The organism is Paenibacillus paridis (genome assembly GCF_006345825.1).
In the GTDB taxonomy this organism is placed as follows: Bacteria; Bacillota; Bacilli; order Paenibacillales; family Paenibacillaceae; genus Pristimantibacillus; species Pristimantibacillus paridis.
The window spans coordinates 160,505-181,011 of the sequence record NZ_VCIX01000092.1; the positions used below are offsets into that span (position 1 = coordinate 160,505).

8 protein-coding genes and 1 riboswitch are annotated in these 20,507 nt (G+C 46.6%); all 8 genes read left to right on the plus strand.

The features are described 5' to 3' along the window. Window positions 1-323: 323 nt before the first annotated feature. Window positions 324-1,688, plus strand: a complete 1,365-nt coding sequence (locus FJQ58_RS22955) for an ABC transporter substrate-binding protein (RefSeq protein WP_162341709.1) — start codon at window positions 324-326, stop codon at window positions 1,686-1,688. Window positions 1,689-2,327: 639 nt separating this feature from the next. Further along, window positions 2,328-4,310, plus strand: a complete 1,983-nt coding sequence (locus FJQ58_RS22960) for a methyl-accepting chemotaxis protein (protein ID WP_162341711.1) — start codon at window positions 2,328-2,330, stop codon at window positions 4,308-4,310. Between the two features lie 212 nt (window positions 4,311-4,522). After that, a riboswitch (cobalamin riboswitch) is annotated at window positions 4,523-4,725 on the plus strand. A 172-nt stretch (window positions 4,726-4,897) separates the two neighbouring features. Further along, a complete protein-coding gene (locus FJQ58_RS22965; protein ID WP_162341713.1) occupies window positions 4,898-10,594 on the plus strand; it encodes a DUF4430 domain-containing protein in 5,697 nt (1,898 codons plus the stop codon). A 217-nt stretch (window positions 10,595-10,811) separates the two neighbouring features. Further along, on the plus strand, window positions 10,812-12,953 hold the full coding sequence (locus tag FJQ58_RS22970; protein WP_139997155.1) for a right-handed parallel beta-helix repeat-containing protein: 2,142 nt from the start codon (window positions 10,812-10,814) through the stop codon (window positions 12,951-12,953). A gap of 259 nt (window positions 12,954-13,212) precedes the next feature. Next, entirely contained in the window at window positions 13,213-17,793 is a 4,581-nt protein-coding gene (locus FJQ58_RS22975; protein WP_139997156.1) for a rhamnogalacturonan lyase family protein, read from the plus strand. 180 nt (window positions 17,794-17,973) lie between these two features. Continuing rightward, window positions 17,974-18,546, plus strand: coding sequence for a YdcF family protein (locus FJQ58_RS22980; RefSeq protein ID WP_139997157.1), 573 nt, complete (start codon window positions 17,974-17,976; stop codon window positions 18,544-18,546). A gap of 143 nt (window positions 18,547-18,689) precedes the next feature. Beyond that, window positions 18,690-19,370 (plus strand): DUF4183 domain-containing protein, encoded by a 681-nt coding sequence (locus FJQ58_RS22985; RefSeq protein ID WP_139997158.1) that lies wholly within the window; start codon window positions 18,690-18,692, stop codon window positions 19,368-19,370. A 199-nt stretch (window positions 19,371-19,569) separates the two neighbouring features. Beyond that, window positions 19,570-20,499 (plus strand): alpha/beta hydrolase, encoded by a 930-nt coding sequence (locus tag FJQ58_RS22990; protein WP_139997159.1) that lies wholly within the window; start codon window positions 19,570-19,572, stop codon window positions 20,497-20,499. The last annotated feature ends 8 nt before the right edge of the window (window positions 20,500-20,507 follow it).

Here is a 20,507-nt window from a genome sequence, read left to right on the forward strand (position 1 = left end):
CAAGAGCTCATTCGAGATTGTGAAGGACGCAACAGTGGATGATGAGGGGAAGAGAAGAAAAGAGCTTTATGTACATCACAAAACGAAGCAGATGCTTACGAAGTAAGTTTTGCTCCACAACCTGCTCATAAATATGAGCCTAATGTGCTTCACAAAACGAAGCAGATGCTTACGAAGTGAGTTTTGCTCCACAATCTGCTCATAGAAATGAGCCTTATGTGCTTCACAAAACGAAGCAGATGCTTACGAAGTAAGTTTTGCTCCACAACCTGCTCATAGAAATGAGCCTAATGTGCTTCACAAAACTTTTGGGAGGTCCAATCATGAAAAATAAACGTGGGTTTACTTGGATGTTGTGTCTCGTATTGATGTTTTCTGTAATTCTTTCGGCATGCTCCGGCAACAATGGCGGCAGCAACACTCCGGCTAATACAAACAAAGCAACAGATCCGCCTAAGACAACGGATAATCAGCCGGCTCCTGAAGAGAAGCATGATCCCGTCACGCTGAAGCTGATCTCCTGGTCTGATTCGTATACCGAGCTTTATAAAAAGTTTAATGAAAAGTACCCTTGGATCACGATTGAGCAGATTCCGGTGAACAGCCAGCCGATTATGGAAATTATCGCTTCATTAGAAGCAGCGGGAACGCCTGCCGATTTGACTTGGATCGACAGCGATCTTATTACGTATGATCAAGCGGGCTTGGTGGAGGATCTGACTCCTTACATCGATAAGGACCCTACTTTCCAGGACGTTCAACTGCCTGAAGGCTTCTTCGACACCATGACGTACAAAGACAAAAAGCTAGCCGTACCTTTCGTTGACGTGCCAATGTGGATTCTGGTCAACAAGGATTTGCTTGCGAAGCATGGCGTGGAAATGCCGTCTAACGACTGGACATATGATGATTTCCGCGATGTCGCCAAGAAGATTACAGATCCAGAAGCGGGTGAGTATGGTCTAACGACTCAACCGGAATTCCAAATGCGCGTGCTTAGCACAAAAGCGATTGCTGACGGTCACGCAGCAAACATTCATTATATGAATGAGGATTTGACGCAAAGCTTGCTGAACACTCCTGACGTTATGAATGATGTTAGATGGTTGGCGGATTTTGTTTGGAAAGACGGCTCTATGCAAAGCAATGCGAAAGCCGCTGAGCAAGGTGATGTAACAAGAGAGTTTATTAACGGTAAAACGGGCTTCGCGATCGGCGGAGACTGGGTGCTGCCTGGCCTTAAAAAAGATGCGAAATTCGAATGGGATGTCTTGCCTTTCCCGCGCGGCAAAGTAAGCCAGCCTGGCTACAGCATCTACGGCCCGCTATCCATGTTGAGCGGTTCGAAGCATAAAGAGGAAGCTTTCCTCTGGATCAGCTTCCAGTTCTCGAAGGAAGCGCAAAAATGGAAAATCGATCAAGGCGCGAACGCTTCGGTTATCGATCCTGAATTGACGGCTTATTATGATGAAACGCCAATGTGGGAAGGCAAAAACAAAGAAGCGGTCAAAATCGCCAAGGAAAATGCAAAAATTCAACCGGGCGTGACGATTCCTGCATGGTCGGAATACAACTGGAACAACATTTTGAACGAAATTATTTTCGACGGTGCGGATATCAATAGACTTATTCCGGAAACTGAGAAGTGGAACAAACGGACGCTAGAGGTTCGCGAGTCTTTGAAATAAGGGCTTTCGCTTAAGAAAGGCAAGGCTTGAAACAATTCAAAATACCCTAATCGCAAGTAGCGGTTAGGGTGTTTTTTGTGCTAGAAAGAATGAACTTTAAGATCATAATAAATTCAGTGGCTGATCTGTCTTTTTCAGAGATACCTTTGTATGGAAATGTGAAATAGAAGGAATTTCTCCCGTTAAACGTACGGTATTCTCTAGTTAAATGAAGATAGTGGGAATTCCTCCCGTTAATCCTCCCGTTTCCCATCCCTTTCGTTATATGATCTGGAATTAAAGGGAAAAAATCCTGATAATTCCTCCGAAAATCCGAAATCTATTAGAATAACAGGACTAATTCCAGCTAATTCAAATAAGCGCGAAGTCAATTGCAAGATTGAAAAAGGTCGTTTGTAGGAAAGCCCTGCTCATGGAAGTAGAGGGATTTGGGAGCTTTACAGATATCGTTTGTTATTTTTTAAAATTCGTGTTGTATCGTTAATTTGTTGACTGTATCCATATTTATGTATTTTATATGGCGACAATGGCGCATTATTCCTTTTTTCTAGGGGTTCTTCGTTATTTGTGATTTAAATCACAGAACATTTTAGTTAAAATGGTTTAATCTAGATGAAATTACACTGGGGGATACAACAGATGAAAATGGGACTACGCTCGTTAACGAATAAATTTATGCTGGTCATGGCAGCTGCATTAGTCATAATCGTAAGTGTAATTCTGGTGTATGAGTGGAGAGCAACTCGAATCGCCGTAGAAGCGCAGCTTTTGGAAAAAGGCCGTAATTTGGCTTTGTCCTTGGCACACACGCTTGAATATGTGACGGAGCAGGATTTGAAGACAGGCGTGGTTCTTCAGGATGGAACAAAGTGGGACGGAGAGCAGCTGCGAACCGATCTGTTTAACGATCAGCTGACCGTCAATCCGGAAAGCGAGCAAGCGGCGCAAAAAAGGCTGAAGGATGCTGCGTATGCGGCAAAAGAAGCTGTTTTGTACAATGGAGAAAAGATACCGCTTTCGCAATACGAGCTGAAATATGACAGCGCTTATGACAAGTATACGGATGACCGCTGGCAGGGCATTATGGATAGCTTTTTAAATGAAGAAAATATTATTTACGCGATGGCGGCTGCGTATTCCGACAATCCGAGCTTTGCCGGCTATATCGCTACGCACAATGGGGTATACAGCCCGACGGATGAAGCATCCGCAGATGCTTGGGGAGACGTAGGCTTCCTCAGTCAGAATTTCCGGTCGAACCGGGTATTTAATGATCTTACTGGCTATAACGCGGTAATGAACACGAAAACGGATGATGTGTATTTGCAAAAATATGACCGGCTGATTGACGGGAAAACAGTGGAGACCTGGGATATTTCCTATCCGCTGATGATCGATGGGAAGCACTGGGGCGGTGTGCGCGTGGCTTTGTCCAAAGAAAAAGCGGATGCGCTTATTGCTTCTGAGAGAATGAAGGTGCTGCTCCAATTCGGCGGTCTGATGCTGGTCGTACTGGTTATTCTATTTCTGCTCTCGCAATTTATGGTTGGTCGGAAGCTGCGGACGATCGTGCGGGCTGCCGTCAATTTGAATTCAAGCGAGGCAGATCTTACTTACCGCATACAGAACAAGGGGAATGATGAGATTACGCAGCTAGGCATGGAGATCAATCGCTTTATTGAGCATATGCAGGAATTAATGCGGACGATTCGGAGCAATGCGGCTTCCGTATCTGAGTTTGCAGAGAGATTAAGCGTTGGTTCGCATAAGAGCAGAGAGCTATCCTCGCAGCTGGCTACGACCGTAAATGAGATGGCAACAGGAGCGGAAAATCAAGCGGGCGGAGCCGTAGAGGTCGCTCGTTCGATGGAGGATATGGCGACCAGCGTCGGCCGGATTGCCTACTCCTCCAACGTCATGGCGGAAGCCTCGAGCGACATGCTGGCTGCAGCAGAGCAGGGGCATGAAAAGGCGAACAGTGCCGTAGGACAGATGGAACGGCTGGGAGCAGCAACGGCTTCTATCTCGCGAGTGATCGGACAGCTGAATGAGCGTTCATCCGAGATTCAGGAAATGGCAGGCACGATAGCCTCGATTGCTAACCAAACCAATTTGCTCGCATTAAATGCTGCAATTGAGGCTGCGCATGCAGGTGAATATGGCCGTGGATTTGCGATTGTGTCGGGCGAGGTTAGGAAGCTTGCCGAGCAGGCTTCGGACCATGCCGGTCATATTGCCGAAACGATTAACGAGGTGCTTGCCCTGACGGCTGATGCCGTCGGCGCTGTAAGTACCGGAGAATCGGAGATGGAGCAGGGCATGAGCATCGTTCATGAATTGAAGGATTCATTCGATACGATCTGGAAGGAGTCCCGTCAGGTGGCTTCCCAAATCCAGGACGTGTCTGCCTCGACCGAGGAGATGGCCGCTGGAAGCGAGGAAGTTAGCGCATCTGTCGACACAATGGCCCAGGTAGCCAAGGACACCTCCGTTCACGCCGCCCAATCGGCCGCAGATACAGAGCGCCAGAACCAGCTTGCCGAGGAAACGCTGGCACTTGCTTCTTCGGTCAATGAGCTTTCCGAAGAGCTGAAGCGATCGATTGAGCGGTTTAGGATTTAATAGGTGGGAATAGAATTTAGAGACGTATGGCGAGTGAGAAGCTGCATGTGGTGAAAAAGCCCGTGTGGCTTTTTTCAGTATCTATAGGGTTAAAACATAGATTGTTATTGAATTGTAATATATCTGACTATCCCTTAATGAATTGTTGTGTTTTAGCTAGATTAGTATAGACAAAAGGAAGCAATTGCTTGTATGATCGTTAGTACAAATGAATATTATATAAGAAATTAGGTGCTCTAAACCTTTACTGGGTTCTAGAGCTTAATAGGGAAGCACGGTGCAAATCCGTCACGGTCCCGCCACTGTAAATGATGAGCGATTCGGCAAATAGCCACTGAATGACATAGTCATTTGGGAAGGCGCTGGGAAGCGATGATTCATAAGTCAGGAGACCTGCCAATTTCTTGCGTTTCTAATTCTTCGGGGTGGTGAGAAAGAGAAACAAAAAGCGAAGTGGGTTAAGCGTAATTTTTACGTTTGTTCACTTTTATTGATGTGTTCTGACATCAATGTAAACCTGTTATTTAAGCCGTCCTCCAAGGATGGCTTTTATTTTTTTACGACTAAATCATAGAGGAAAGAGGTTAATGATGAGAACAAAAATGATTTCGAAAAAGTGGTTGGCCTTCGTATTGAGCCTAACTGTATTTCTCTCTGCGGCAAGCTCGGCCTTCCTGCCTTCGGTAAAGGTAGAGGCAGCAGCTGGCAATCCGAATCTTGGTCCATTTACAATTTATGATGCACTGCCTGCTCCGGGGCAGTTCGTAAATGAGACTGGTTTCGGTGGGATAAACAATCTTAATGAAACTTGGGACAATAATAATTTAGGAAATGGTATATCTTTGGGAGGATTTGGCGGTTCAATCGTGTTTAAGACGAATGCTCCTGTCTTAAACAGTGCAGATCATCCATACGGCATTGATTTTACCGTATACGGCAATGCTTTCTCGGGTTTTGAGGAACCTGGCGCAGTTGCCGTCGCTCAGGATGATGGTACCGGGAAACCTGGCAAATGGTATAATATTGCAGGATCAGAGCATTATGAGGATTCCACGATTTGGGATTATCGCGCGACCTATACGAATCCTGATCCGGAATTTGCAAATGCAAACGGAATTAGTGTTCCTTGGGTAGATAATTTTGGAGCTGCTGGTGTGATTAAGGTCAATGCTTACCATAAGCATTCCTATTATCCAATTCCTGCAAATTATCCTTTATCTCAAACACCTTTTGATCATTTGCAGCACTCGTATTCAGGGGTAAAGCTTGCTGCACAAAAAAATGCATTTGGATATACTGATACACATTCGAACGGAAGCGCACCGTATAATCTTGCTGGAAACCCTTATATTGCAACTCCAGCAAAGGGCGATGGCATCGATATAAGCTGGGCGGTTGATGAGAATGGCTTGCCAGTTTCTCTAGACTCTATTGATTTTATAAAAGTAAATACAGCTGTACAGATTGATGGGGGGCCTTTTGGTGAGGTAAGCACGGAGGTAACATCGCTTCAAATTCATGAACCAAATGCTTCAGTAGCTATTACACCGAATTTGAATTCAATCACTTTGACAGGTCTTGAAAATGAATCAGGCTCCAAAAAAGTCACGATTCAAGACAATGTAAACGTATATGATAATATTAAAGTAAATGCGGATACGATCAAGGTAACAGCTAATGGAACAGCAGATCAAGTATTTGTAAATAATAAAAGAGGGACAGTGAACGAGCAGGTTGATAAAGTTTTAACCTTAAGTGAAACTAAACCTCGACTAGTACGCGTAATTGCTCAGCAAGGAGTGAATGAGCCAAGAATCTATTATTTAAGTATTCTTAAAGGCTCAGATAAGCTAGATGCGGATATCGAGCGCACAGCTCAATATGTGTTAAATGGGAATGTTAATTCTGAATGGCAAGCCGTAGGTATCGCACAGGCTGGCAAAAAGGTACCGGAATCTTACTATAATCAACTCATTAATAACTTGAATCAAGCCAGTGGTACGTTTAGCAAGGTAACGGATTATGCCCGTTACAGCATTGCGATATCGGCACTTGGCTATGATGCAAGCAGCTTTGAAGGCTATGATTTTATTAATAAGATCACTAACAATACAAGAATGATTAACCAAGGCGTCAATGGTCCGTTATATAGCCTTATCGCGTTAAACTCGGGCAATTATCAGGTGCCGGAAAACGCAGAATGGACGAAAGAGAAGCTGTTGGAGGAAATTCTTAAGTACCAGGGGTCTGATGGTGGATTTTCATTGGCTTTGAATAGTGCTAGCGATGCGGATATGACAGCAATGACGCTGATCGCTTTAGCTCCTTATACGGATCAATCTGAAATAAAAACAGCAGGGGAGAGAGCAGTAACTTGGCTTTCCACCAATCAAAAGCCTCACGGAGGTTATGGCGGGGAAAGCAGCGAGAGTGTATCTCAGGCCATTATTGGCCTTACATCCAACGGAATCGATCCTACGGGAGCTGCATTTACAAAGGATGGCATCAATCTTATTGATAAGCTGCTAAGCTTTGCGAAGCCTGATGGCGGATTTGCTCATCTTCTTTCAGGTTCAAGCAATGGAATGGCAACAGAACAAGCACTGCAGGCGTTAGAAGCCTATAACCTATTTGCTAATAAAGCAGGTAGATTGTATGAGTTTGCAGGGAAAACGATGCCGGGGGTTGCCTTCCCAACAGCAATAACCATCGATGTTGAAGGTCCACAAGCTTCTATCGCGGTGGGAAATGCTAATGGTACGTCTGCATTAAACGCTTTGGAGAGCTTTGCAACTTCAGAAGGAATTGCGCTGAATGTTGTTAATTCTGCTTACGGTAAGTATGTAAAAGGGATTGCTAATATTGAGGAAGCCACGTACGGAGGATATGACGGCTGGCAATATGCCGTTAAACGTAACGGTGAATGGATTCACCCTGGCGTAGGCATTGCTGATTTTGAGCTTCAATCTGCGGACCATCTGCTCGTATATTATGGAGATTTTAATACACAGCTTATAAACATGGCTGTTGTTACCCCAACTCTCCCAGTAACGGGACAAGACTTTTCTGTTCAGGTAAACAAAGAATCATGGGATTGGAATAATAATAAAACGATTGTAGTCCCGGCTGCAGGAGCTAAGGTTACTTTTGGAAGCAAATCGGCTATTGCAGATTCAAATGGCGTTGCTGTTTTCTATGGCGGACTTGCAACAGCGGGTACGCATAACGGCGTCATTACACAGTATGTGACGGATGGTTCGCCTGTAGTTGTTAGGCAAACTTTACCATTAACGGTTAACCAGGCAGATCCGAATGCCATCGGGGAATTCGTGACGCTTAAGGTCTTAGGCGACGATGTAAAAGGTACTATTTTAAGCTCGAAGACATATAAGCTGCAAGAGAATGATACGGCATACACTATTCTCAAACGTGAATTAGGGGATAAGGTCATTGCCAGCGGCTCGGGAGCTTCAGTTTATGTGTCAGCGATTGATGGACTCGCTGAGTTTGACCGTGGATCTAAAAGTGGTTGGTTAGTAGCGGTGAATGGTATTCTACCAGAGGTTAGCGCTGGAGCGTATACGCTGAAAGCCAATGACGTTGTAACTTGGAGATATACTCTAGACTATGAGCAAGATTACAATCACCCAGCACCGGTAGACAATGGACTGGTAGAGGTTTCAGTAGCAGTAGAGGGACCAGAGGGTGCTGTAACAGAAGGCAGCATAAAAGGTGCGACTGCGCTTGATGCGCTGCAAAGATTAACAACGGAAAAGAATAAACAACTATCCGTTGCCAGTTATTCGTATGGGTTAATGGTGGATACGATTAATCACATTGAATCTGGTAGTTACGGAGGATATGATGGTTGGCAATATGCGATAAAGCGCGATGGAAACTGGATTTATCCATTGGTTGGCATAGCAGAGTATGAGCTTAAAGCTTCGGATCATGTCCTAGTGTTTTATGGCAGTTCTAATACTGCGTTTGTCCACGAAACCGTAGTTACGCCAATTATCCCAACTGTTGGAGTAGAGTTTACGGTTACAGTCACCAAGGAAACTTTCGACTGGAATACAAATCTTGCGGTTGTTGCTCCTGCAGCAGGAGCAAAGGTTGAAATTGGCAACCAAATCGCGATTGCGGATGAGAACGGAATTGCAACTTTTAATTCTGGAATCGAAGCAGAAGGCACGTATACAGGCGTAGTTAGTCAATATCTGACAGAACGCACGCCGGAAGTTGTTCGGCAATCTTTTTCAATTATAGTTCAATCTGTACCTACAACGCCGGAGCCAACGCCGACAACGTCGCCAGAGCCAACGCCGACAACGTCGCCAGAGCCAACGCCGACAACGTCGCCAGAGCCAACGCCGACAACGTCGCCAGAGCCAACGCCGACAACGTCGCCAGAGCCAACGCCGACAACGTCGCCAGAGCCAACGCCGACAACGTCGCCAGAGCCAACGCCGACAACGTCGCCAGAGCCAACGCCGACAACGTCGCCAGAGCCAACGCCGACAACGTCGCCAGAGCCAACGCCGACAACGTCGCCAGAGCCAACGCCGACAACGTCGCCAGAGCCAACGCCGACAACGTCGCCAGAGCCAACGCCGACAACGTCGCCAGAGCCAACGCCGACAACGTCGCCAGAGCCAACGCCGACAACGTCGCCAGAGCCAACGCCGACAACGTCGCCAGAGCCAACGCCGACAACGTCGACAGAGCCAACGCCGACAACGTCGACAGAACCAACGCCGACAACGTCGACAGAACCAACGCCGACAACGACAGAGCCACCAATTACGATAAAGAACGCTACAATCAGCGTTACTGGAGATAGTCAGAAGGGAACCATTCTTCCAGCTAAGTCTGTTCAGCTTCTGGCAGGCGATACGGCTTATGCAGTGCTTAAACGAGAGTTAGGGTCCAAGGTAGTTTCCAGAGGCACGGGAGCTTCGCTGTATGTCGAGGAAATTGATGGCCTAGCGGAATTCGACCGTGGTCCACTAAGCGGTTGGATGTACTCTGTGAATGGCGTTTTCCCTGATATTAGTGCGGGAGAGTATGTGCTTCAACTAAATGATGTTTTGGCTTGGCGCTATACAACTGATTTAGGGAAGGATCTCGGAGCTCCAAATCCAACTGATCCAAGTGGAAATATTGATCCAAGTACTGATTTAGGTACTAATACAAATATTGTGGAAGCCGTTCTTAAGGAACTAAACAAGCTAACCTTACCGGCTAACAATACCAATTCTATTGGTAAAGTCGGCCAAACGACTTTTGTGTTGAATGCTGCAACGCCAATGAGCGCAGCCGAGCTTGCTGAGCTTGTTAAGCTGCTTGGGAAGTCGACTGTTAAGCTCAGTCAAAGCGTAAAACCAGATAGCGTAGCTACGATTCAGGATACTGATGCGAAGGTTAAGCTTATCGTGCCTGCAGGAGCTGTTAAGGAAACAACGGTAATCGAAGTGAATGAGCTTGCGTTGAAACGCATTGGCTTGGTATCTTCCATTTTCGAATTTACCCCTAACGGCACCGTATTCCAAAATCCGGTGTACATTCAGATCAAAGTCCCTGCTGATGCAAAAAATGCATCCAATCTGGCGCTTGTCTGGCTTGATGAGAAGACCGGGCAATGGATTCCAATTCCAGCGGTATTGGATCTGAAAAATGGGACGATTACAGGAAAAACGACTCATTTCACGAAGTATGCAGTGATCGACCGTAGCAAGCTGACCTTTGTGGATAACAGCCTCATTTCATCATGGGCGTACGATGCTGTCTATCGTGTGTTCGATGCAAATATTATGGTAGGAGTGAGCGGCTCCGAGCTTCGTTTTGAACCGAAGAAGCAAATGACGCGTGCTGAATTTGCTACGCTGCTCATTAACTTGCTAGGGGAAACACCTGCTACCGAAGCGAAGGCAGTCTTTAAGGATGTTGCGCCAGGCGCATGGTACTACGGAGCGATTATGCGAGCAAAAGAGCTAAACATTATTCAGGGCATGAGCGCAGATACGTTTAATCCAAATCAAGCGGTAACGAGAGAGCAAATGGCTATTATGATTGCCAAAGCGTTTAAGCTTGAAGGAAATAACGAAGCGCTGCCGTTTACAGATGCAAATAAAATTCAAGAGAGCGCCAAAGCATACGTTAATGCTGTATACACCAGCGGCATTATGCAGGGCTCAGGCGGAAGCTTTGATCCTAAAGCAGCGGTAACAAGAGAAATGGCTGCTGTAGTCGCAGATAAGCTGCAGAAGCTTTCAGTAAAATAAATTCAAAAAAGAACGAGAAGGCCCAGTGCCTCTCGTTCTTTTTTTGCCTTCATACGCAGTCCCACATGCATAGGAGCCAGGAACTATTTTCGTCCGAAAGAACGGTATTTAGCCAAATGTTCTTTATTAAGAATGACATCAATGGTATATTTAACAAGATAACCCATAAAGGCTGGACAAGCTTGGATGGATTTCGGCACAAAATAGGAGGCATAGAGTGAATATTTTAAAGCTGGTGTTGACGATGCTGCTTGGCTTGCAGCTTACGCTGCTGTCCGGGGAGCCTGCGATAGCGAGTGCAGGAGACACAAACGAAGAACCGCAAAAGGAATATGCGATTGAGTTGAGCCGATTCGGCATTTACAAGAATGGCACACATCCGGTGGAGACAACCAAAGGGATTAATAATGCCTTGAAATGGGCAGCCCAAAACGGCATAAAGAAAACGTCGCTGCCATCCGGCACTTACTTGATTGATAAGAATAGCCAAATTAACATGGTCAGCAACATGGTCTTTGAATTGCCGATGGATGCCGTTCTCCAGAAGGAAACCAATGCCAAAGAAAGCTACCATCTGATGTATTTGGGGTATGGGATCCATGATGTGACGCTGAGAGGCGGAACCTACAAGGGCGATAAAGCCACGCATGACTATTCCAAAAAAGAGAATAAGCATAGCTCAGGCACGCATGAAGGCGGTTATGGCATCATCACGCTAGGTGCTACGAACCTAACCATTGATGGCGTTCAAGCTACTAACTTTACAGGTGACGGGCTCATATTGGGCGGGCACGGAACGATGGTCAAGGACTTATACGAGAACCAATTTATTTCCGGGGCAATTGACGATAAAGGGAAAAATGTTTCCAATGCCAAAACGGTTAGAACGAAGGAACCGCTGAACTTTTCGCATGCGATCTTTAAGACGGAGCGCGAGTTTGAGTTCTCGAATGCAATCAAGCTGCCCGGCGTATTCGATATCTTCTTTTATAAGTCGAACGGCACGTTTATAAAGAAGCTGGCAAATGCAAGAGTGAGGGACATCATTCGAATTCCGGAGGGCGCGACGCAGTTCCATCTTGTATTTAATCAAGCGTCGAAGAAGCAGGCTTATATTGAATTTTGGAACCGTAAAGTTACGACCAATGTGCTTGTGCAAAATTCGGAGTTTGCCTACAATCGCAGACAGGGCATCACCGTGGGCGGGGCGGATAATGTGCTCATCACGAATAATAAATTTCATCATATGAAGGGGGCCATGCCTCAGGCCGGCATCGATCTGGAAGGCGGCTTCGGCGAAAATGGCAATCGCAACAGCAATATCACGATCAAGAGCAACCATTTTTACAACAATGCCTCTTATGATGTGATTTTGTATGATGGCAAGGATGCAGTCGTTGAGGATAACCATTTTGCTTCTAAGGGGGCCATTGGCCTGGCGATATCCGAGCCGTTTAAAGGCGCATTGGTCAAAAATAATCATTTTGACGGCTCGCGAATCTTTGCGGCGCATGATGCAACCTTTATCGGAAACCGAATGAATGACTCGTACACGACCTTAGAGGGACCGAATATTAAAATCGAGGACATGACGTTTACGGATTCCACATTTGCCCTCAGCGCCAAAACGGCTTTTGGCATTAGCGCATCCAATATTACGATCAATAACAATAAAAAGAGTGACTCCGGCCTTTCGATTTGGGGCAAGCCGGTTCATTTGAAGGACATTACGATTAACGGTGAAGGTACGCTTCGAGTCGTGACGGGCGGCGCGGCCGAAGGCTCTATTTTTGACCGATTAAAGGTCATCGGCTACAGCACAACGTATGGCGTTACGCTGCCGCCCGGCACTTACAACAACTGCGAGTTCATAGGAGCAACAGGAACCGGGAAATTCGGCTCAATCAGCGTTGCATCGGCGGGAAAATACGTGTTTGACGGCTGTTCCTTTGAATCTCCGGAACCGCTCAGCACGCTGCTGCTCGGCGAGCATCCGAAGCTGGATCTAACGATCAAAAACTCCACCTTCAAGCTGCTTGGCAATACGCAGGCGATTAGCGTGCAAGCAGCCAAAAACCTGCTAGTGGAGAATAATACGATTACCGCAGACAAGCTATCATCCGATAAAACGGAATTGATCCGCATTAACGATAACTGGAAGCGGAATGAAGCGCATGATGTGCTGAAAGCCGTGATTAGAGGCAATACGATTACAACGAATATTGCCGCCATCGGAATCGCTACTTTATATGCGGGTACGGGAGCCCCAGCGTATACGATCGAGAACAATACGCTTTATACAGCAAAGCTGCTGACCAAAAAAAATGATGTGCTCAAAAATAATTCGTTGAAAAGCTAGCCATACTGCCTCAGTCAGCCCTGACCATCGCCGGTCAGGGCTTTTTTTAATGCGTACTCCGCTGCAATGAATGGTGTGCATAGAAAAATGTCTGCTTTTTAACCATTTCAGTCTACTTTTTGAATGGCTTGTTCCGTCTCATTGCCTAATAATTGGAATGGTATCGCTTACAATGCTGGAGAGGAGGCAGCTGATCGTCTATCGGTTTTTTATGGAAAAGTTTGTCTACAATCAGATTTTCCGGGAGGTAAATAACGAAATGCGAAGGTTAGAGAACAGGAAGAAGAAGCCGCTTTTTTCGAAGCTTCTAAGTATTGTACTGGTCATGTCACTTGTTTTGCCGTTGAACCTGCCTGCTGCGCATGCGGCGGACACAGCTCTCGTTTCCGATAATTTTAGCGGTTACCCGGATGGCAAATTTGAAATTGGCGTTGGCAATAGCTGGACGAAGGAAGGGACTGCTCCCACTGTAAGCTTGGCTGAAGATACGGTGACGGGCTCAACATATTTAGCAATGAAACATGACGCGACCGGCTCTTCTTATTTCGGGCAACGGTTCGCCGCGCAAAATGGAGGTTTAATCATTGAGTTCGATGTGAATATGCCTTCGAGCAAGGGCGGTACGTTATGGGTCATGGACGGAAAGATCAATGCGACAAGCTCGGCAGCGTTGCGTTACCAGCTGGATGCAGGCGTGATCAAGCGCCACAATGCGGCGGCGGGCAACCAAATCAATTACGATACGACGCATTGGTACCGTTTTAAAATGGTATTCAATACTCCGCAGCAAAAATACACGACAACGATCACGGATTTGACGACGGATGAAACGGTCGTTTGGCCGGATGCTTTCTATAGCTCGCGCGAGAGAATCAGCAGCTTCGGTTTTTTTGTAAACGCGGGCGGAGGAGCTTTTAATCTAACGAATGTTCGCGTGACATCACTGGATTTGGCCTTAAGCAGCCTAGGCATCCATTCGGGTGGCGCTTCTCTGCCACTAGTCCCTCCATTCAATCCTAAAGTGGACAACTATACGGTGGAAATCCCTTACTCGGTATCGGAGCTGTCGGTTTATTCTGCTGCCAGCAACCCGGACGGCGTAACACTGAAAGTGGGGGATGCGGCGATTACAAGCGGAGATTCCTTGCCAGTAGCCATCATTGGAAACGAAACAAGCATCCGCGTATCGGCGACCTCCAAGGAATATACGGAAATTGCTAAAGCCTATACAGTAAAGGTAAACAGGCTCGCGAAGTCGCCCAACGTGAATTACCTGGCAGCAGAGGGGAGAGACGGAAAGATATTGCTGGGGTGGGAGCAGCCTGCGGACCCCGCCTATCTGGAAACTCGCATTTATTTAAAAAATGATGATTCGCTTGTACTCGTGGATACGGTTCCGAAAGGGAAATATATTTCAACCGTTAGTGGGCTCGTGAATGGTTCCGATTACAGCTTTGTGATCAAAGGAGCTTTCGCATACGAAGGTGAAGAAATATCGGAATCTGAAGGCGTCACGATAAGCGCCTCTCCACTGAAGCTTGCCGCGCGCCAAATGGAAAATCTGGATCGCGGCTTGGTAGCCGTCAAAGAAGCGAATCATGTATACGTGGGCTGGCGCTTGCTCGGTACCGATTCTTCCTCGATTGCATTCAACCTTTACCGTAACGGGGTTAAAGTCAATGCTAGTCCGATTACGGGCAGTACGAACTTTGAGGATGCAGCAGGTACGACAAATTCCACTTATTTTGTCCGGGCTGTTATAGACGGCGTGGAGCAGCGGCAATCGGAAACGGCAACCGTATGGGATATGAATTACTTGAATGTGCCGATCAAGAAGCCGGCAGACGGGATTACGCCAAGCGGCGAAGCTTACAGCTATCGTGCCAATGACGCGACTGTAGCCGATTTGGATGGCGATGGGGAATATGAAATTGTTTTGAAATGGGATCCGACCAACTCGAAGGATAACTCTCAAAGCGGGTATACGGGAAATGTGTATGTCGATGCTTATAAAATGGACGGCACGCAGCTGTGGCGGATCGATTTAGGCAAAAACATCCGCGCAGGTGCTCATTACCTGGACATTATGGTTTATGACCTAGATGGTGACGGCAAAGCGGAGGTCACCTTCCGCACGGCAGATGGCACCATTGATGGCGTAGGCACAGTCATTGGCGATGCCAATGCGGATTACCGTAATGCCAGCGGCTATATTTTGACCGGACCGGAGTTTCACACCGTGTTTGAAGGCGCCACAGGCAAAGCCCTGGCATCGGAGGCGTATGAGCCGGAACGTGGCAATGTTGGCGATTGGGGCGATACGTATGGCAACCGTGTAGACCGCTTTCTAGCTGCTATCGCTTATCTGGATGGCGAAAGGCCAAGCGTCATTATGCAGCGCGGTTATTATACTCGCATGGTATTGGTTGCTTACAACTGGAGAGACGGCAAGCTGACGAAGCTGTGGACATTCGATTCAAAGACCGCGGGCAACGAAAGCTATGCCGGACAAGGCAATCATCAGCTCAGCGTTGCGGATGTCGATGGAGATGGCCGGGATGAGATTATTACCGGCGCGACGGCGATTGATGATAATGGAACGGGACTATGGAACTCGCGGTTAGGCCATGGCGACGCTATGCACTTAGGCAATTTGAATCCTAACCGTTTAGGATTGGAACTCTTTGCTGTTCAAGAGGATACGGGCGTCAAATATTCATCCAACGTAAAGGATGCCCGCACCGGCCGGGTGCTATGGGGCCAGCTGCAGACGGGAATCGATACAGGGAGAGGCTTGTCAGCCGATATTGATCCGCGTTACGAAGGTGCGGAAGCTTGGTCCATCGATGGCGAATGGAACAGTGCAACGGGCAGCTTATTCGCGGCGACGGGTGAGAAAATCTCAAACCGTATCCCTTCCTCGAATTTTGCGATTTGGTGGGACGGGGATCTTAGCCGCGAGCTGCTTGATCATGAATGGCAGGGCGATCCATCCCGAGTAGGCATACCGAAAATCGACAAATGGGACTATGAGAACAATCAATTGGTTCCGTTAGTAAAGTTTGAGGGAACGTACTCCAATAACGATACGAAAGGAAACCCGGTGTTACAGGCGGATATTTTAGGCGACTGGCGTGAAGAGGTTGTTTTGCGCACAGAGGACAGCAGCGCGCTTCGCATCTATGCGACAACAGATGTGACGGAGCACCGCATCCCTACGCTCATGCATGATCCCGTATACCGATTGGGAGTCGCTTGGCAAAATACCGGCTACAATCAACCGCCGCATACGAGCTTCTTCCTAGGTACGGGAATGGAACCGCCTGAGCAGCCGAATATTCGCACCAATACGATTCAAGCCACAGGCTTGAGCCTATCGGCCGCTTCAAGCGAGGTCACAGTGAATCAACAGCTTCAGCTGCTTCCAGTCTTTACACCCGCAGCTACAACGAATCAATCCGTTAGTTGGTCAGTTTATAGTGAAGACGGAACGGCGACAACGTTAGCTAGCGTGAATGAAAATGGGCTGTTAACGGCTAATGCCGTTGGCAAAGTGAAGGTAGTTGCTGGAGCCTTGGATGGTACAGGGGTGAGCGCTACAACGGTGGTTACGATTAACTCTGCCACGACCGGCACACCTGGCGGAACGGGTGGCGCTGGAGTGACGCAGCCAGATAAAGTGGTGAGCAGCGGCAGTGTTACGCTCAGCGTAAATGTCGATGCCAGTGGCAAGGCAACGGCGGCAATCGATGAGGTGGATGTGGTTAAAGCCGTTGACACGGCAGCAGGCTCAAAGCTTGTGCTTGAGGCGAAGCCGAAGGCTGCTGCAACTGCTGTGCAGGTTGTATTGCCAGTACAAGCAATAAAAGCAGCGGTTAGCAAGACGATTGAGCAAGTCGAGATTCGTGTGGGATTGGCAGTCGTTACGCTTGATAAGGAGCTGATTGTATCAAAGCTTGGCGATGCCTCCTCGAAGCTGGAGCTTGTTGTCCGTTTGGTGGATAAAGCTGCATTATCTCCAGGTCAGAGGGACAAAATCGGCACGCATGAGGTTTATGACTTTGCGCTATTGGTAGACGGACAGCCTGTCGGTGACTTTAACGGGGGGTTGAAGGTAGCGCTTGATTATACGCTGGGTGCGGGAGAAAATCCGAATTTGGTTGTCGTTTATTTCCTGGGTGATAGTGACGAGCAGCAAATTTTGAAAAACGGCTCATACCAAGCTTCGACGGGCAAAGCCCTATTTAAACCGGCTCACTTTAGCAAGTACGCGGCCGCCCCGGCAGCTGCGGGCTTTACCGATATTGCACGATTGAGTTGGGCAAAGGATCGAATCGAATCGCTTGCCGCGAGAGGCATTGTAAATGGAGTAGGCAACGATACGTTTAAACCGGACCAGAAGGTGAGCAGAGCAGAGTTTCTAAAAATGCTAATGTTCGCATTTGATCTTGCAGATGAAGCAGCGGGAAGCGGACTAAGCGACGTAAAAGCAGGCAGCTGGTATTATGCTTCTGTTGCTGCAGCTGAAAAGCTTGGCATCGTGCAGGGCAAAGCGGACGGCAGCTTTGGCGTAAATGATCAGATCACGAGACAGGACATGGCCGTCATGGCTTATCGGGTTTCTGAGCTTCTCAAGCTGAAGCCAGGCAGCGGGGCTTCAACTGCCGCGTTTGCGGATCAAGCAGCTATTAGCAGCTATGCTCTTGAGGCCGTAGACGTTATGCAGGCGGCAAGCATCATTGAAGGGATGGGCAGCGGCGTTTTCGATCCGAAGGGCGCAGCAACGAGGGCACAGGCAGCGGTCATCATTCATAAGCTATTAGCTCTCTCTATTCAATAAGAGAAGTTCTAGCACCGTTATGCAATAAACGATAAACAGCCGAGCAGAGCTTCTATGCCTCTTCGGCTGTTTTTCTGTATTTAAAAAATAGGACAAAATCCTCTTTTGCATCATCTATCCATTATTAGTAAAATGAGTATAAAATCATTGGCTTGATAAGGAGAGGAAGCAGGTGAGAGATTGAACCGAGTTTTCATAAAACGATTTTGTATTGTAGTAGCCATTTTTTTCCTCTGGTTTATCATTCACACTGCTTTCGTAAGTATAGATGGATTGAATGATGAATTGAGACCGGTTGACTTAGCAGTAGTATTAGGAAATAAAGTAGAAGTGAATGGACAGCCTTCCGAGCGGTTAAAAGCAAGATTAGATACAGCCTTAGAACTCTATAACGGGGGCTATTTTAATTTTATCGTTGTAAGTGGCGGCATAGGTAAGGAAGGCTTCGATGAGGCAAAGGTTATGACATCTTACTTAATGGATAAGGGGATGCCGGAAGATCAAATTATTGAGGATAACAATGGTTACAACTCCTATATGACCGCCCAAAATACCAGCAAGATTATGGAGGAGCTGCAAGTAGACTCCGTTATGGTGATTACTCAATATTTTCATGTAGCCAGGACAAAATTAGCATTTAGAAAAATGGATATAAAAGAAGTGTACGCAGCTCATGCCAAAATCGTTGAGTTTAGAGATATTTACTCCATCATACGAGAATTTCCAGCCTATTATAAATATCTCCTTAAATAAGGATATTCATAAATGGAGTTCAAGATTCTCAGCCTATTTTTATTTAAAATAGGCTGAAGACTAGTGGTTATGGCTGCTTCGTCCATACCGTCATTAGATCGAATCATATCATACCTTATATCGATTAATGGGGGTGAATTAGGTTGAGCAAAATAGCCGCTACTAATAAGAAGAAAAATGGAAGAACACGACTACTTAGAAAGAATGGGGATATGACTTCCGTGCTCCAAATAAGATACTCCCATTCCCCTGCCAAAAAAGGGTGTATTAAAAAAACATATGGTCTCGGATCATCTAGTAGAAAAAGGCGTAATAAAAAGGTTGTTCGTTTCAATGAGCAACCCAATGATAGGGGCCAACATTCCGTACAGGGCCCATCAGGAGCACAAGGTCCAGAAGGTCCACAAGGACTCCAAGGCGAACGTGGACCTCAAGGGCTTCAAGGAGTTCGGGGACTTCAAGGGATTCAAGGGCTCCAAGGTGAACAAGGACCCCAAGGCGAGCCGGGAACAGTTATTGTTCCTGACATTATGATTTTGCCGACGAATCAACGGTTTTTTTATACTCTCGGCTCGGATGCTCAATCACTCTTGATTATCCCAGCTGCTGAGTTTACAAACGATGAAGGACAATTCATTCCTTCCTTTCCTGAAAATGTTCCGAATAGCTACAACAATGTTTATATCAATGGGTTATTGCAAGAAAGTGGACTATATATGTTAAATGAAAATGCGATCAGCATTCATCTTGGAAGCCAAACGATGTTTGCTGGTACACCCATTATTCTTGAAATGGTTACTTTCGCAGTTCAGATTATTATGTGAACCGTTCATTACCTCTTCAGAATTGCCTTGAACCCTTGTGCAGCAAGGGTTTTTTTCTATACTACGCTGAGACAATTTGTTGACAAGTTGTTCATGAAATGGTGATATCTCTGGGCTATATTTAATAATTGAAGGGAATTCAGAGAGGAGTAATGGGGAACGAGCAGATGATGGAAAGAGTAGGAGGTATAGAAAATCTATGAACGTATCTTTAAATGAAACAAAAGTGGTGCTTGTATTGCTTCTTTTATTAGTAATCATTACAGGATGCACCACAACAAAACCGGTATCTTCAAATGGAGTTGATTCTAATGGTAATCAGCCTCAAAATACGCCACCTGCAACCGAGAGCTTCAATGTAACACCACCTCCCGAAGTGACGGACAAACCATCCAATCCTCCGGCCAAGTATGATCCTGCCTGGCCGGATCGAACGGTGAAGTCGGCTAACGGGCATCTTGTGAATAGCTGCGTGCAGAATGAATTACGTGATAAAGCCACTACATTGACTACCAGTGATGGGGTGTATCTGTCAGCGCTTGTGCTTGGTAGCGGAACGAGAGGCGTTTTGCTTGCACACGAGCAAGGGTATAATATTTGCTCTTTTCTTGACATGGGAACGGAACTGGCGGAAAAAGGGTATCTAGTCGTTATTCCTGAATATCGCAATCACGGTGCCTCGCAGAAAACGAATGAGGATAATGAACCTATAGATCGTGACGCAGATGCAGCTTTAAGCGAACTTAAACGGCTAGGTGCAGAAAAAGTATTTTTGGCGGGAGCATCCTGTGGCGGTACAACGGCAATTATTGCAGGGGATCGCCAAGAGCTGCCTATTGAAGGGCTAATTATTCTTTCTTCTCCTGCACAATGCGGGCCCCATGATGCAATTCCAAGTGTTAAGGAGATTAAATCGCCCTCCCTATTTATTTTTTCACCTGGTGATTACGGAGGCGCGATTGAAAAGCATGTGCGTCAATTATATCAAGCATCTGGAGCAACGGATAAAGAGCTCATTGTGAATGATAGTGGATATCACGGAACGGATATGTACCATAAAGGGGAGCAGGGAGACCTATTAAAATCCCAACTCATTGAGTTTATTGTTCAGGCTTTTGAAAAATCATAGAAAAAGTA